General features: G+C 64.3%; 14 protein-coding genes. 5 read left to right on the forward strand and 9 right to left on the reverse strand.

Annotation, left to right across the window (positions count from 1 at the left end; genetic code table 11):
• Positions 1 to 149: 149 nt before the first annotated feature.
• The 4 genes from ABC728_RS08345 to ABC728_RS08360 are packed head-to-tail and all read right to left on the reverse strand — an operon-like array spanning position 150 to position 3,500.
• Positions 150 to 1,058, reverse strand: a complete 909-nt coding sequence (locus ABC728_RS08345) for a hypothetical protein (RefSeq protein ID WP_416621167.1) — start codon at positions 1,056 to 1,058, stop codon at positions 150 to 152.
• A gap of 3 nt (positions 1,059 to 1,061) precedes the next feature.
• On the reverse strand, positions 1,062 to 1,820 hold the full coding sequence (locus ABC728_RS08350; protein WP_416621168.1) for a maleate cis-trans isomerase family protein: 759 nt from the start codon (positions 1,818 to 1,820) through the stop codon (positions 1,062 to 1,064).
• A 33-nt stretch (positions 1,821 to 1,853) separates the two neighbouring features.
• Entirely contained in the window at positions 1,854 to 3,047 is a 1,194-nt protein-coding gene (locus tag ABC728_RS08355) for an FAD-dependent oxidoreductase (RefSeq protein ID WP_445376345.1), read from the reverse strand.
• A gap of 33 nt (positions 3,048 to 3,080) precedes the next feature.
• On the reverse strand, positions 3,081 to 3,500 hold the full coding sequence (locus ABC728_RS08360) for a c-type cytochrome (RefSeq protein ID WP_416621170.1): 420 nt from the start codon (positions 3,498 to 3,500) through the stop codon (positions 3,081 to 3,083).
• A gap of 345 nt (positions 3,501 to 3,845) precedes the next feature.
• On the opposite strand from ABC728_RS08360, the gene ABC728_RS08365 reads away from it, so the two are divergent.
• Positions 3,846 to 5,072: a serine hydrolase domain-containing protein gene (locus ABC728_RS08365; protein ID WP_416621171.1), complete on the forward strand. Its 1,227-nt coding sequence runs from the start codon at positions 3,846 to 3,848 to the stop codon at positions 5,070 to 5,072.
• Positions 5,073 to 5,110: 38 nt separating this feature from the next.
• On the opposite strand, the gene ABC728_RS08370 is transcribed toward ABC728_RS08365, so the two are convergent.
• Positions 5,111 to 5,893: a helix-turn-helix domain-containing protein gene (locus ABC728_RS08370; RefSeq protein ID WP_416621172.1), complete on the reverse strand. Its 783-nt coding sequence runs from the start codon at positions 5,891 to 5,893 to the stop codon at positions 5,111 to 5,113.
• 125 nt (positions 5,894 to 6,018) lie between these two features.
• Positions 6,019 to 7,050 carry a transcriptional regulator GcvA gene (gene gcvA, locus ABC728_RS08375; RefSeq protein WP_416621173.1) on the reverse strand — a complete coding sequence of 344 codons (1,032 nt, stop codon included), beginning with the start codon at positions 7,048 to 7,050 and terminating at the stop codon, positions 6,019 to 6,021.
• Between the two features lie 273 nt (positions 7,051 to 7,323).
• Here gcvA and ABC728_RS08380 point away from each other — a divergent pair, with 273 nt between their 5' ends.
• The 4 genes from ABC728_RS08380 (at position 7,324) to ABC728_RS08395 (ending at position 11,440) form a co-directional block, all read left to right on the forward strand.
• Complete coding sequence (locus tag ABC728_RS08380; RefSeq protein WP_416621174.1) at positions 7,324 to 8,532, forward strand: acetyl-CoA C-acetyltransferase; 1,209 nt, start codon at positions 7,324 to 7,326, stop codon at positions 8,530 to 8,532.
• 126 nt (positions 8,533 to 8,658) lie between these two features.
• The gene (ribB, locus tag ABC728_RS08385) at positions 8,659 to 9,339 is read left to right on the forward strand and encodes a 3,4-dihydroxy-2-butanone-4-phosphate synthase (protein ID WP_416621175.1); all 681 of its coding nucleotides are present in this window, start codon (positions 8,659 to 8,661) and stop codon (positions 9,337 to 9,339) included.
• A 46-nt stretch (positions 9,340 to 9,385) separates the two neighbouring features.
• The gene (locus ABC728_RS08390) at positions 9,386 to 10,189 is read left to right on the forward strand and encodes an alpha/beta fold hydrolase (RefSeq protein ID WP_416621176.1); all 804 of its coding nucleotides are present in this window, start codon (positions 9,386 to 9,388) and stop codon (positions 10,187 to 10,189) included.
• 75 nt (positions 10,190 to 10,264) lie between these two features.
• Positions 10,265 to 11,440 (forward strand): LLM class flavin-dependent oxidoreductase, encoded by a 1,176-nt coding sequence (locus tag ABC728_RS08395; protein WP_416621177.1) that lies wholly within the window; start codon positions 10,265 to 10,267, stop codon positions 11,438 to 11,440.
• A 97-nt stretch (positions 11,441 to 11,537) separates the two neighbouring features.
• On the opposite strand, the gene ABC728_RS08400 is transcribed toward ABC728_RS08395, so the two are convergent.
• The 3 genes from ABC728_RS08400 to ABC728_RS08410 all read right to left on the reverse strand — a co-directional run bounded on the left by ABC728_RS08400 (position 11,538) and on the right by ABC728_RS08410 (position 15,262).
• On the reverse strand, positions 11,538 to 13,019 hold the full coding sequence (locus ABC728_RS08400) for a methyl-accepting chemotaxis protein (protein WP_416621178.1): 1,482 nt from the start codon (positions 13,017 to 13,019) through the stop codon (positions 11,538 to 11,540).
• 433 nt (positions 13,020 to 13,452) lie between these two features.
• The gene (locus ABC728_RS08405) at positions 13,453 to 14,901 is read right to left on the reverse strand and encodes a M20/M25/M40 family metallo-hydrolase (RefSeq protein ID WP_416621179.1); all 1,449 of its coding nucleotides are present in this window, start codon (positions 14,899 to 14,901) and stop codon (positions 13,453 to 13,455) included.
• A gap of 13 nt (positions 14,902 to 14,914) precedes the next feature.
• Positions 14,915 to 15,262 (reverse strand): copper resistance protein CopC, encoded by a 348-nt coding sequence (locus ABC728_RS08410; protein WP_416621180.1) that lies wholly within the window; start codon positions 15,260 to 15,262, stop codon positions 14,915 to 14,917.
• Positions 15,263 to 15,280: the final 18 nt, after the last annotated feature.

The raw sequence follows: 15,280 nt of genomic DNA on the forward strand, positions 1-15,280 counted from the left end.
ATCACCCCTGAACGGGCAAACGGAGGAATGAACTGGTCCACGGGGCAGGCCGGAAGCGAAAATGGGCGGCAACCCCGTCATCACCGGGATTGCCGCCCATCCGTCAGACCACTGACTTCACCGCCCCCCTTGCCAGGGGCACCGGTAGGTCAGCCCGGCATATGGCCTTCACTGTTGGCCAGATACCAGCGGGCCAGTTCCTCCCGCGTCGGCCACCAGACATCGTCCAGGCCCTTGGCATACTCCAGAAACTCCCGCAGGCCCCGGATACGATAGGCGCGGCCCGTGACATGCGGGTGCAGACCGACATTCATCAACCGCGCCGTCTTCGCCCCTTCCTTACGCAGGACCGACAATTCCTCGATCAGCGTATCGCGGAAGGCATCCGTGGTCAGGTTGCGGCGGGTCAGCAGGGTGAAATCATTGATCTCGTTGGAATAGGGCACGGACACCAGCGGCCCGTTCTCCGTGCGCAACGGATAGGGCTGGTCGTCATTCATGATGTCACAATAGAACAGGAAACCCTGTTCGGCCAGGATGCCCGCCGTGTTCAAGGTGCCGCGCAGCGAGGACGACAGCCAGCCGATGGGCCGGCGGCCCACATGCCGCTCATACATCTCGATCGACCGCAGGATGATGTCGCGTTCCCTGGCGGGGTCCTTGGCGAAATTGGTCAGCAGCTCGCCCTGTTCGTAATTATGGGCCAGCAGTTCCCAGCCGCGTTCCAGGCAGGCATCGACCATTTCCTTGCGCCGCTCGAACGTGACGGCGTTGGTCGTGCAACTGGCCTTCACACCCATTTCATCGAACAGGTCGTAAAGCCGCCAGATGCCAACGCGCTGGCCATATTCACGCCAGGTGAAATTGGGAAAGTCGGGCGTGTCGCCGGGCAGCACGTCCGGCAGGATGGCCGGACCGCCGGCATAGTAAGGCTTGTCCGTGTCCTTCGTCAGATCCCAGGTTTCCAGGTTGAAGGTCAGGATCAGCGCGACCTTCTTGCCATCAGGCCAGCGCAGGGGGCCGCGCTTGGGCAGCGGCACGTAATCATAGCTCAGCATGGATCAGAACTCCTCCAGCAGCCGGCCGAAGCCGTAAACCTTGTCCTGGATGCCGTTGGCGCGCAGGGCGTGCCAGTATGTCGCCGTGTTGATGGCAATGACCGGCTTGCCCAGCCACATCTCCGCCGCGGCCGCCAGCTTCACCATGGACAGGTTGGTGCCGACCTGCAGGATGGCGTCCACGTCGTCGCCATCCAGTTTCTTCAGCACGTCACGCAGCCGGGGGGTGCCGACCTGGGCGATGGAGGTCCAGGACGGGCATTGCAGCGGCACGTCACGCACCGTCTCATACCCGTAGTCGGACAGGAAGTTGCGCACCTGCTCGTTGGCAACGGGATAATAGGGCGACACGAAAGCCACCTTCTTGACCCCGCCATAGGCGGCGATGGCGGCTGCCAGCGATTCCGACCCCGTGGACAGGTACAGACCGCTGATCTCGCGGATCTGGCGGCGGAACTTGGCCGCCCCTTCCGCCCCGCCATAGAAGGTGATGGCCGACATGCCCATCACCAGATAGTCGGGATTGCAGCTCATCACCGATTTCACGGCTTCCACCGTGTTGTTGGCGATTTCCTGCGTGCCGGCCAGGAACGTCTCGTTGCTGATGGCCTGGGCGTTGGAAACGATGATCCGGCTGTAATGGTTCGTCACCCCGGCCGGACGCATGTCATCGTAATCGGGCTGCACCGTGGTGTTGGTGCTGGGCCCCAGCACGCCGAACAATTTACGCCAGCCGCGGCTGTCCTTGCCTTCACCCTGCATCGGTCGGGGTCCCCCTTGCTTGTCGAAGATGGCTCACGCGATGGCCGCGGCATCGGCCAAACTCTGGAACATCGCCTGCCGGAGCAGGAATTGACGGCGCTGGGCAGGATCGTTGCGGATGGCCAGCATTTCGTCGCGGCGCTTCTCCTGCGCGGAGGCATGACCTTCCTTCATCATCTCCATGGTCTGGATGGTCTGCGCCTGCACGAAGCTTCGCGCGGCACCCCGGCGCTGGCGGCTGAACTGGTCCAGGCTGGCTTCGTCCTCGCCCTGCTTGATGATGGCGGTCAGGCGCCGGCACAGGTTGAAGGCATCATGGATGCCGCTGTTCATGCCGAACCCGCCCAGCGGATTGTTCAGGTGCGCGCTGTCGCCCACCAGAAAGGCGCGGCCCTGGCGGAAGCTTTCCGCCACGCGCTGATGCATGCGATAGATGGTACGGTGATAGGTGGGCACGCCGGTCTTTCCGATCAGGCGCTGGAACACACGGTCGCGGTTCTCGTCCGACACCAGTTGCGCATCGGAGGAGTTGGGACCGGCCGGCAGCAGGATGCGCCACACCGACGGCACACGCAGCAGCACCAGCCATTCCTCCGGATCGGCGACATAGTTCACATGCGCCAGATTGGGGAAGTAATCCTCCAGCGGTTCAGCCGTGGAAAGGCACAGGAACTTCTCCGGATAGGTGAAGCCCTCGAACCCGATGCCCAGCCACTTGCGCACGGCGGAATTGGCACCGTCGGCACCAATCACCCAGTCCGCACGCACCTTCTCGATGGCATAGGGCGTCTCGAAGGCCAGATCGACCCCCCCGTCGCCCTGGGACAGATACACCAGCCGGCTGTTGAAGCGAAGGTCGGCCTTGGGATGGGCTTCCAGCCGTTCCGCAAGGGCACGGGCCAGATGATACTGCTCGCATTGCAGGCGGTACGGATAACGGGTGATGTCCGCCAGTTCGCCCAGGTCGAAATCCACCACCTGACCCGTGCGCCGGTCACGGTAATGGTAGACCGGCGCCTTCAGGCCGCGTTCCAGCAGAAAATCCGTGATCCCCAGTTCGTCCAGCATCTCCAGCGTGGGCGGATGGAAGGTGGAGGCACGCAGGTCATGGGCACAGTCCGGCCCGGCTTCCAGCACCAGGACATCAATGCCCTGCTGGGCCAGGTAATAGGCCGCGACCGTCCCGACCGGGCCGGCGCCGGCGATCACCACCTGCGTTCGGATCATGGGAGAACCTTTCTAATCTTATCCTGGGTGATGTCAGTTGGTGGCCTTGCGCAGATAGGCAATCAGCGCGTCGCGGTCGGCCTTGTCCGGCAGGCCGATGAAGGCCATGGTCGTGCCCGGAACCAGATCGGTCGGGTGGGTCAACCAGACATGCATCGCCTCGTCGTCCCAGACGACGCCGCTGTCGCGCAAGGCCTGGGAATATTTGAAGCCGGACACCTGGGCAGCCGGCTTGTCGAAGAAGCCATGCAGATTGGGACCGACCTTGTTGGGCCGGCCCTCGGCCACCTCGTGGCAGGTGCGGCAGCGCAGGAACAGGCGCTCCCCCTTGTCGGGACCGGTCTGGGCTGCCGCCACCGGCACGAGCCCGGCCGTGACCAGCGCCAGCGCCAGGTGGATGGCGGCGCGCACCGCGACCCTGAACGTCTCTTTCCTGACAATCGCGTCGACCAATGAAACCTCCCGCCCCGGATCCTGTAATCATCCCCGCCGCCTATGGACGGACGAGGCGCTTTGCACGGGGTCCATTTGACGGGCCGTCGTACATTCGGTCGACCGGCGCCTCCCGATTTGGCCACAGGGTGGATAAAGGGGGCGGGACGGTTGGCGCCCCCGTCGGGGACGCCTATCGTTCACCTGCGGCCTGCTGCGCGCAGTGCCGCACACTACAGTTCCCGAAAACTGACTGCGGGACGCCTCAGGCGGTCCCGCAGTCTTTTTCCCTGATCGGGAAGCTGCATACGGGATTGATGCCGGGCCCTTGCCAAGGGGACCCGCGTAAAACGGGAGGATGTGAGCTTGAAGCGTCTTGTGACCGGCACCTTCACCGCTTTGTCCCTGCTGGCCGCGGCCAGCGCCTGCGTCGCGCAGGACAGCCCCGCGGAAATCTATGCCAAGCGGCTGTCCATCCTGATGGGCGGCGGGTCGCTGGAAAAGCTGTACGAGCCGCGGGAAAAGGTGGCCGGGGCCGAACAGATGGCGACCCTGCCCGCCGCCAGGCCACAGGACCGTTCCATCCGTCAGGAAGCACTGGACGCCGCCCGCGCCTATGCCGGCGAAAGCGGGGCACAGGCCTTCATCGTCTGGCATGATGACCGAATCCAGGATGAGACCTATTTCAATGGTGCGGCGGCCGACACGCCGCTTGTGTCCAAGTCGCTGTCCAAGCCCATGACGGCCATGATCATCGGCCGCGCCCTGCTGATGGGCCATATCCGTTCGCTGGACCAGAGCGTGTCGGATTTCATCACCGAATGGAAGGGAACACCCAAGCAGGCGATCCTCATCCGCCACCTGCTGGACATGCGCACGGGCCTGCTGGACCAGGGCTTCAGCGCCGATCCGCAAAGCCCCTGGAACCTTTCCTACCTGGCCGTCGATCACGAGAACTATATCGTCAACGATTATCCGCTGACCCAGACGCCGGGCTCCCGCTACGGTTATTCCAACGTCACCTCCGAACTGGTGGCTCTGGTGATCGAACGCGCCACGGGCCGGCGTTATGCCGAATTTGTCGGCACCGAGCTGCTGGCCCCCATCGGCGCGCCGGGGGGCGAGGTCTGGGTGAACCGGCCGGGCGGGCTGGCGCATTCGGGCTGCTGCATGATGCTGCCGGCGCGAAGCTGGCTGCTGATGGCCCGGCTGCTGCTGGATGACGGGGTGGCCGACGGAAAGCGGCTGCTGCCCGAGGGTTATGTGCGCCAGATGGCGACGGCCACGGCGGAGAACCCGCATTACGGCCTGGGCGTCTGGGTTGCGGGGCCTTATCAGGAACGGCGTGGCTTCGGGGCGCCCGGCGCGCCCGGGCCGCAGGTGCTGCACAGTGCGCCCTATCTGGACCGGGACCTGTTCATGTTCGACGGCAACAGCAACCAGACAGTCCAGATTTCCCGCGCCGCCGGCCTGATCGTGCTGCGCATGGGACCCAATCCACCCAAGGAGGTGGATTGGGACAATAGCCGTCTGCCCAACCTGCTGCTGGGCGGCCTGAATAAGCCGGTCACGCTGGCGCCCCAGGCGCAGTGAAGTGGTGATGACGGCGGCAGGGTACGGCCCTGCCGCCGTCATTTCTGGTTCTGCGCGGCCACCAGGCTCAACTCTGTACCGATGGTGGCCGCCGTACCCTTCAGATCGTCCAGATAGCGATCCAGCGCCGCCTCCACCTTCATGGCGGTGGCGAAGAACACCATGGTCATCGCCGCCTTGAAATGCTCACCCACGAAGATGGGCACGGCGATGGAAGCCGTCTTTCCCGGTGTCAGATTGTGCTGGTTGCGGCCCTGCACGGCATAGCCGGCGGCGCGGATACGCTCCACATTCAGGGCGGCACGGGCGACGGACAGATATTCCGGATCGACCTCCTGCGACACCTTCATCCAGCGCAGCAGGGTTTCCCGCTCATCATCTGGCGTATAGGCCATGGACAGCTTGCCCGATGCGCTGTCCAGCACCGGCAGGGTGAAACCCGGATAATAGCGCTCGAAGGTCAGTGCGGTGTTGGCATGGGTGCTGTCACGCAGCATCATGTTGCGCCCCACGCGCGACGCGATGGCGACGGGCCAGCCGATGCGCCGGGTCAGCGATACGATATGCGGCCGCGCCACCTCCACCAGCCGGTCATCATCCTGGAAGCCATAGGCCAGTGACTGCACCAGGGCTGTGGGGCGATAGCGCTTGCGGTCGGGCTCCTGCTCCACCAGCCCTTCATAGACCAGGGTCTGGACCAGCCGGCAGGCGGTGGGATAAGGCACGTCGGCCGCCCGCGCGATCTCCATCATGGTCAGCGAGCCCTGACGGTTGATGGCCTTCAAGGCCGCGATGGCCCGGCTGATGGCCCGGATCGGCACCCCTTTTTCCATACCCGCCCCCTGCCCCTTGCTTGTGATGCGTCGGGATGATGGTGCCAAGGGGCGGGGGTCATGGTCGCAGAATGGATATCCGCCTATCCGCCTGTTGGACAGGAGGGACAGTTCTAGCCCAGCCGCCGCTCGCCCGCACCGGCCAGGGGGCTGTTGGCGGGCCATGGCGGTGGTGGACGCCGCACCCCGTCGGCCGGGCCGGCAGCGGCGGCCGGCGGCGCACGATCCCCGATGCCAGCGGCAGCCAGCGTGTCCAGCAGCCATTTCTTGAAGACGCGGACATGGTGCGCCTCCCGCCGGCTGTGCGGCACGGTCAGGTAATAGCCCAGTTCGCGCGTCAGCACACCGTCGAACGGCTCGAACAGGTGGCCATCGGCAATCTCCCGCTGGAAATAGGCTTTCTGGGCCATGACGATGCCGACGCCGGAGATGGCGGACTGGTAGACCACGCTCAACTCGTCGAAGACAAGCTGATCGCGCGGGGTCAGCCCCTCCGCCCCCATCAGGGCCAGCCAGTTGGGCCAGTCCGCGCGCCGCAATTCCTGATGCAGCAGCACATGGTTCTTCAGGATGTCGATGGGATAGGGACGGCGCGCCGGGTCCAGCAGCTTGGCGCTGCAGACGGGCCGCAACTCGTCACGGAACAGCAGGGTGCTGTCCACATTCTTCCAGTGTCCCCGGCCATAGCGGATGCGCACATCCACCTGGTCGCGGCCGAACTCCGTACTGTCGGTGGCGGAGATCAGCTTCACCTTGATATCCGGATGCCGCACCTGGAAGTGTGGCAGGTTGGGGATCAGGAAGCCGATCAGGAAACTGGTGTAGGCCCGGACCGTCAGCACGGGCGGCGGCTGCACGCCCAGAAACTCATCCGTGGCCTCCGACAGGCGCACGAACCCGTCAGACAGGCGCATGGCGAAGGCCTCGCTGCGCTCCGTCAGCGCCAGGCCATATCCCGTGCGCTCGAACAATGGCTCGCCCAGGTAATCCTCCAGCGCCTTGACCGACCGGCTGACGGCACCCTGCGTCACGCACAATTCGTCGGCCGCTTGCGTGAAGCTGAGATGGCGGGCCGCCACCTCGAAGGCGCGCAGCGGGTTCAACGGGGGGATACGGCGGGTAACACGACCTTTTCCAATCGTCATGATCACACCTCTTTGGCCCAAGGCTTTCACTCCCGGAGGTGAGGTTAGCTCATGCCCTGCCGACAGGCAAGAAATATGGAATATATGCCATATTGCATCACAACATCTCTTCATCGCGGTGCGGCGGCATCCATATTCTCGCGCCGAAATGAGAAAATGTCGGCCCCATATTTCCAGCGCTTTCAATAGTTTATCCCGATACGACCCGCCCACACCCGAAGAGGAGGCGTGGAAGCGGCGCTGCAATCCCAACAGGACCGGAGGCCCTTTCCCGTGCGAGAAACCGTCATCTGCGTGCCGCTGCGCACGCCCGTCGGACGTTTCGGCGGACAATTCAAGGGGCTGTCGGCCCAGGCCATGGGCGCGGCCCTGCTGCGCGGCCTGCTGGACCGCACGGGCCTGCCACCGGCGGCGGTGGAGGATGTGCTGTTCGCCCAATGCTATCCATCCATGGACGCCCCCGCCCTGGGCCGGGTCGTGGCGCTGGACGCCGGATTGCCGGTGGAGGTCGGGGGCCTGCAGGTCGACCGGCGCTGCGGGTCGGGATTGCAGGCCGTGATCTATGCCGCGATGCAGGTGGCCACGGGCGCCAGCGATCTGGTTCTGGCCGGCGGGGCTGAGAGCATGAGCAATGCGCCCTTCTACAGCACGGGCCATCGCTGGGGCGTGCGCGGGGACGGCATGATGTTCCATGACGCGCTGGCGCGGGGCCGCGTGACGGCCGGCGGGCTGAACTTCCCCGTACCGGGTGGCATGCTGGAAACGGCGGAAAACCTGCGCCGCGACCATGCCATCAGCCGGCTGGAACAGGATGAGTTCGCCTGCCGCTCGCATGAAAAGGCCGTCGCAGCCCAACAGGCCGGGCTGTTCGATGCCGAGATCGTGCCCGTGACGGTCCCGGGACGCCGGGGCGACGTGATCATCGAACGGGACGAGCATCCCCGTCCGGAGACCACATTGGACAGCCTGGCCAACCTGAGCCCCATTCTGATCCGCCAAGACCGGGACGCCACCGTCACGGCGGGCAACGCGAGCGGCCAGAATGACGGGGCATCGGCCTGCATCGTCACCACGCGGGCAAAGGCCGACGCCCTTGGCCTGCACCCCATGGCGCGGCTGGTTTCCTGGGGCGTTGCGGGGGTGGCACCGGACCGGATGGGCATCGGCCCCGTGCCGGCAACCACCAGGGCGCTGGACCGCGCCGGTCTGCGGCTGGCCGATATCGACCTGATCGAACTGAATGAGGCGTTCGCGGCACAGGTCCTGGCCTGTACCCGCGGCTGGCATTTCACACCGGGCGATTTCGACCGGTTGAATGTGCAAGGCTCCGGCATCTCGCTCGGCCACCCGGTCGGGGCAACGGGCGGACGCATCCTGGCCACCCTGCTCCATGCCATGCAGCGTCGGAACGCTCGCTATGGGCTGGAAACCATGTGCATCGGCGGTGGCCAGGGACTGGCTGCGATCTTTGAACGGGCCTGAACCGGCGGGAGACCGACCGGACCGCATGGCGACATGCGAAATCCTCACCCGGACAGCTATTGACCCATCGAAGTCGTTCTATTAAATGGAATGTATTACGTATTTCATTCCATGACGAGGATGATCGTGACGGATAATGTTGTGGAAATCGGTTTCGACACGATCGATGAGGCGCTGGCCGCCATCGCCGGCGGCCAGATGGTCGTGGTACTGGACGACAAGCATCGGGAGAACGAGGGCGATCTGATCATGGCGGCGGCGCATGCGACGCCGGCTGCCATGGCCTTCATGGTCCGCCACACGACGGGGATCGTCTGCGTGGCGCTGACGGGGGAACGGGTGGACGCGCTGGACCTGCCCCCGATGGTGGCCAGCAACAGCGACCGCCATCAGACCGCCTTCACCGTTTCCGTCGATGCACGCCGGGGCACCAGCACGGGTGTATCGGCCGCCGACCGGGCCGCCACCATCCACGCCCTGACCGACCCCGCCACACGGCCGGACGACCTGATGCGCCCGGGACATATGTTCCCGTTGCGCGCGCGGCCGGGCGGCGTCCTGGAACGGCCCGGCCATACGGAGGCAGCGGTGGATCTGGCGCGCCTGGCCGGCTGTGGTCCCGCCGGGGTGCTGTGCGAGATCGTGGCCGAGGATGGGTCCATGGCCCGCACGCCCGAATTGCTGCGCTTCGCCCGACGGCATGGGCTGAAGATCGTCACCATTGCCGATCTGGCCCAGCACCTGCGCCAGCGGCCGCATGAAACCATCGACCGGGCGGGTGCCGCCTTGCGCCAGGCATTGGCCTGAACCGTCCCGGTGGCAACACAAGAACAGGAAGGAAGCAGGAAACGCCATGTTCAGATCCGCATTTCCCGACAGGCTTGATATTGCCGGAACATCGATCGAACTTCTGACCCGGGGTGCGGGGCGGCCGCTCCTGTTCCTGCATGGCGGGCACGGGGTCGATGCCGGCGATGCGCTGGTCGAACGGCTGGCCGCAGCCGGTCACAAGGTGATTGTCCCTTCCCATCCCGGCTTCGGCGCCAGCCCACGCCCGCCCGGGGTGACAGGTGTGGACGATCTCTGCCACATCTATCTGGACCTGATGGAGGCGCTGGACCTGCGGGATGTGGTTCTGGTCGGCGTATCGTTCGGAGCCTGGATCGCGGCGGAACTGGCGACCATGGGCACGGGCCGCATCCGCCGCCTGATCCTGATCGACGCGGTGGGGGTGAAGGTCTCCGACCGGGAAACGCGCGACATCGCCGACATCTTCGCCACCACGGTGGAGGATATCCCGTCGCTGTTCTTCCACGACCCGGAAAAGGGCAAGGCCCTGTTTCACGGCTTTGATTTCAAGAACATGACCGATGCGGAAGTGACGCGCTTCGTGCGCAACCGCGAGGCGCTGCTGCTCTACGGCTGGTCTCCCACCCTTTACAATCCCAAGCTTCTGGGGCGCCTGCGCCGGGTGAATGTCCCGGTCCTGCTGCTCTGGGGCGCTGATGACAAGGTGGTGGGCGTGGAATATGGCCGCCGCTATGCCGCCGCCTTCAAGGATGCGCAGTTCGCAGTGATCGGGGGGGCCGGTCATTACGGCTATCTGGAACAACCCGACGCCTTCGCCAGCCATATCGACACGTTCCTGGCAGCCTGAACCGGCATGGCGCTGCCCGCGGACCCCGCGGGCCCGCCCCGTCCCCCAAAACCACGCCCCGAGGGGAGAGCACCCATGGAATTCTGGCATTTCAGCGAACAATCCATGCATCCGGCCTGGAACGACATTTCCGGCCCCACCAAGGTGCTGGTCGACAATGCCCATTGCGACCCGGAAATCGCGCACCAGCTCTATAACCGCTATCTCGACGAATGGGTCGTCGCGGACAGGCTGGGCTACAACATCATGGTGAATGAGCACCATGCCTCGGCCAATTGCATGTCAGCATCCTGCCTTCTGACGCTGGCCATACTGGCCCGGCAGACGAAGAACGCCCGCCTGCTGTGCCTGGGCGTGCCCGTCACCAACCGGACCGACCCCTATCGCGTCGCCGAGGAACTGGCGATGATCGACACCATTTCCGGCGGGCGGCTGGAAATCGGGCTGGTCAAGGCCTCGCCCTTCGAACTGGCCCTGTCAAACCAGAGCCCGGCCCGCATCATGGACCGGTACTGGGAGGCGCACGACTTCGTCGTCAAGGCGCTGACCCACAAGGGCGGCCCCTTCTCCTGGGAGGGGGAATTCTATAATTATCGCAATGTCAATGTCTGGCCCCGCCCCTTGCAGCAGCCCATGCCCCCCATGTGGATCACGGCATCGGGCGCAGCCACGGGCCGGCGCATCGCCCAGTTGGGCTATGTCTGTGCCACCTTTTTCAACGGCGCCGGAACCAGGCCGCTGTTTGACGCCTACAAGGAGGAATATCGCAACACCCACGGCCGCGCCGCCCCGCTGGACCGTTTCGCCTATCTGGCCATCATGGTCTGCGGACGCACCGAGAAGGAGGTGCAGGAGCGCGTGGCCAAGGTGAAACCCTACCTGGAGGTGCAGCCGCGCACGCCCAAGGGATGGATCAACCCGCCGGGCTATGAAAGCGTGGAAATGAACGCCATGGCCTTGCGCATGGGCAAGACGGGGCGCATCAATTTCGGCCTGCCGGCCAACCCGTCCCTGGCGGAAATGGCCGATGGCGGCATCATGTTCGCCGGCACGCCGGATCAGCTTTATGACCAGATGTCACGCTTCTCCGACAAGGTGGGCGGCATCGGCCGGATGCTGATGCTGGGGCAGGCCGGCTATCTCGACCATGCCGAAACCGTGGACAGCCTGACCCTGTTCGCCGAGCAGGTGGCACCGCGCCTGCGGGATTATGCCAAGGCCAAAAGCGCCGCGGTCAGCGACGCGGCGTGATCGGAAAACCGCGGCAAGGGGCGCAAAGCCAGGGCCGGGACCGATAAACATTCCGGCCCCGGCCCTGGCTCGCCTGCATGATGATCCGCAAAAAGGGTCATGCGATCAGCCGCAGCGCATCGCGGACATTGCCGATGCGCTGATTGGCCGTGCGCGTTGAAACCGTGATCTCGTCCATGTTCTGATGGATTTGTGCGACCGCGCCGGACGCGCCATGCATGTTGCTGTTCATCAGGCGCGCAACCGCGCTCTGTTCCTCCACGGCCGAGCAAGTACCGATGACATAGCCGCGCACGGCATCAATGGCCCCGCGTATGGCATCCAGCTTCTCCGCCACATCGCCGGCCACCGTTTGCAGCCCGACAATCTCCCGCGAGATGCGCTGGGTTGCATCGGCAGCCTGACGGGCCAGCGACTTGACCTCTCCCGCCACGACCGCAAAGCCGCGCCCGGCCTCACCCGCCCGCGCGCTTTCGATCGTGGCGTTCAGGGCCAGCATGTTGATCTGTCCGGCGATCTCCCCGATCAGCTTGACGATGCCATCCATCGACTGGGTGCCGTCCAGCAGACGCCGGGTGGCCTCGTCGACAACACTCGCCTCCTGGAAGGCCTTCTCCGTCGCCTGCTTGGACCGGGTCATGCTCTGCGCGATTTCCTGGATGGAGGCGTCGAGCTGTTCGGAACCGCTGGCGATGGCTGCGACATTGACGGAGGTCTGCTGCGATGCGGCAGAAGCGTTCTCGGCCTTGTCGTTGGATTGCTCCACGGCGGAGACGATCTCGCCCAAATAGGCCTGGACGGCCTCCAGTGTCTCTTCCTTGCGGTGACGGGCCTCCACAGCCGCCGTCACGTCGGAAGCGAACTTCACAACCTTGAAGGGCTTGCCGTCACCGTCCAGAATGGGGTTGTAGGTCGCCTGGATGTAAACCGTGCGTCCGCCAGCCGCCAGCCGCTTGAACTCGGCCTGACTGAAGCGCCCCGCCCGCAACCCGTCCCAAAAGGCACGGTAGGCAGGGCTCTCCGCCTCGGCCGGGTCCATGAACATGCTGTGGTGGCGGCCCTGCCCCTGATCCAGCCTGTAGCCCATCACCTTAAGGAAATTCTCGTTGGCATCCAGAATGGTGCCGTCCATGCTGAAGGAAATGACGGCCTGGGAACGGTCCAGTGCCTCCAGCTGCCCATGGACCTCACGCGAACGCTTCCATTCCGCCGTGACATCGGCCGCCACCTTCACAACCTTGGTGACACGGCCACGCCGGTCGAAGATCGGATTGTAGCAGCCATGGATCCAGATCTCTCGTCCGCCCTTGGCCAGGCGGCGGATCATCTGCACCTCGCTGTTGCGGCCTTCGCCCAGGGCCCGCCAGAAATCGGCATAATCGCGGCTCTTCCGCGTGGCCTCGTCCACGAACATGCTGTGGTGCCGGCCTTTGATCTCTTCAAGGCTGTAGCCCACCAGCTTCAGGAAGTTGGGATTGGCACCCAGGATCACGCCATCGGGCGTGAACTCGACAATGCCTTGCGCCTTGCTCAGGGCGGCAAGCACCGCCTCCGCATCATGATTGCCACCGAACAACATCGCTACCCCCCGATCGTCAGAAAGCACCACCACCGAACGAAATAAATCCTACGGCAGCTTTTCGACGTTTTCAGCATATCGGAAGGTTATAATCATTCGTCGACGGATTTTAATTCGAACACCGGACACCAAATTAATATTTATTAATGGATATGAACTTATACGTTCGGATACAAAATTTTTCCTGCAAATAAACCCCAAGAAAATATCCCGGATTGTATTGAAAACGGTACAATTGCACCCTGATATCAAGGAAAGTCATTGATATTGATGGATGAATCCTCATCAAAAATCGTGAACCCAAACGCAGGAAACGATATGGGCATATGGCTGGGTTGGTTCTTCGGTGTCAAACCGACCCAGCCTTGTCGCCGGAAATTTCCGGAAAAGCGCAAAAGCATAGGTTCTGTCGCCATTCCCGGCTGGGACATGGTCAGCGTGCAGCCGCCACCTGTTTCAGCACACCATAGACATAGTCCACCCCCTCATGGATGGACTTCACAGCGATACGTTCGTCATGGCCGTGGATGCGGCTCATCGTGTCGGGATCAACAGGATAGGGCCAGATGCCATAGACGGGTATGCCCCGTGACCGCCAGGCCCCGGCATCGGTGGAGGCCTGCAGCATCATGGGCAGCACCTCTGCCTGCGAGACCCGTCTGGCCTGATCCTCCAGCGCCCGGAACAGGTCGGTTTCGATGGAAGATGGCTGAATGGCGCTGCGCACGCGGAAGAAGGCAGCCTGTTCCTCCTTGGGGCGTGAGTTCACGATCTCCACCTCGATAGCGGGATTGCCGATCAGGGCTTTCACCTGGTCGACGAATTCATAGACATCGACACCCGGCATCAGGCGGGCATTCATGATGGCTTCGGCCTCGCCGGGGATGACGTTGGGCTTCACCCCGGCATTGATCATGGTAACGACCATCGTATCGCGCATCAGGGCAGACAGGGTCACCGCATCATCCGGACGGGCCGCCATGACGGCCTTCGCCGCGACCAGCCTTGCCGCATCGTCCTGTGCCGCCAGCAATTTCTCCACCGCCACCGATAGCGGGCCGGGATAGATCCGGGCCAGGCCCTTGAAATAGGCGACGGTCTGCGGCAGCAGCCGGATCGGCGTCTCCGCGAAGGCGATCTTTTGCAGGGCGTCAATCAACTGCCCGTTGGCGGTCGTCAGCGGCGGCAGGGGGAAGGAGGAATGGGCCGCCGGTCCCCTGGCCACCAATTTCAAATTCAAGGTCTGCTTGTCAGCGACAGAGACATTCACCTGACGGACCGTGCCGTCCGCGCCTGTGAGGATGCCGCCCCCTTCGTTCAGGGCCACGGCCGCGTCGATCTTGTCCCAATGGTGCTGCGCCAGCCAGCCGGTATTGTACTGTCCCTGCTCCTCATCCGCCTCCGCCAGGAAGATGACGTCGCGCTTCAGCTTCACCTTGTCTTCCAGCAGCCGCAGCACGGCGCGGGCATAGATGGCGACGGAACCCTTATTGTCCAGGGCGCCGCGGCCATAGACGAACCCGTCCTTGATCACGGCGGCGAACGGGTCGACGGTCCAGTTCTCCCGCTGGGCCGGCACGACATCGGTGTGCGCGGCCAGCAGGACGGGGGGCAGGCTGCCATCGCCCTTCAGCCGCGCGATGAAATGCGCGGCCTTGCCGTTGGGGGCGGTGATAATCTCCGTCTCCACCCCATGCGGCTTGAACAGGCTTTCCAGATAGGCGGCGATCTTCGTGGTGTCACCCGGTGCGTTGGTGGTGTCGTACCGGATCAGTTCCTGCAACAGGGCGACGGTCCTGTCCCCTTCCGCCTTGTCCTTCGCGGTGACCGGGGCGGCGAGAAGCAGGGCCAGGGCGGGAATGGCAAGGCGGAGGGGGCGCATGGCTCGGGTCCCTTTACTTGACGGTGATCTGATAGCTTCCGGTCGATTGATGGCCATTGGCGGCCACCACCGTCCAGTCCACCTTGTAGGTGCCGGCAGCCAGGGGACCTTGGGGCGTCACGGTCAGCGACTGTCCGTCCGCCCCGTCGGCCACCATAACCCCGCCGCCGGGGGCGGGCGACAGGGTGACGGTGGCCGCACCCGGCGTCAGCTTCTCCGAAAAGGACAGCGACAGGGTGGACGGGGCCGGACCGGTGCTGCCGGCCGCCGGATCGGCGGCGACCAGCTTGGGATGGGCGATGGCGGGAACGGTCAGCAGCAGCGACAGGGCGGCGGCCGGCAGCAGGCGATGGATACGCATGGTCTTTCTCCTGAAGGG

This window comes from Niveispirillum fermenti (genome assembly GCF_052474395.1).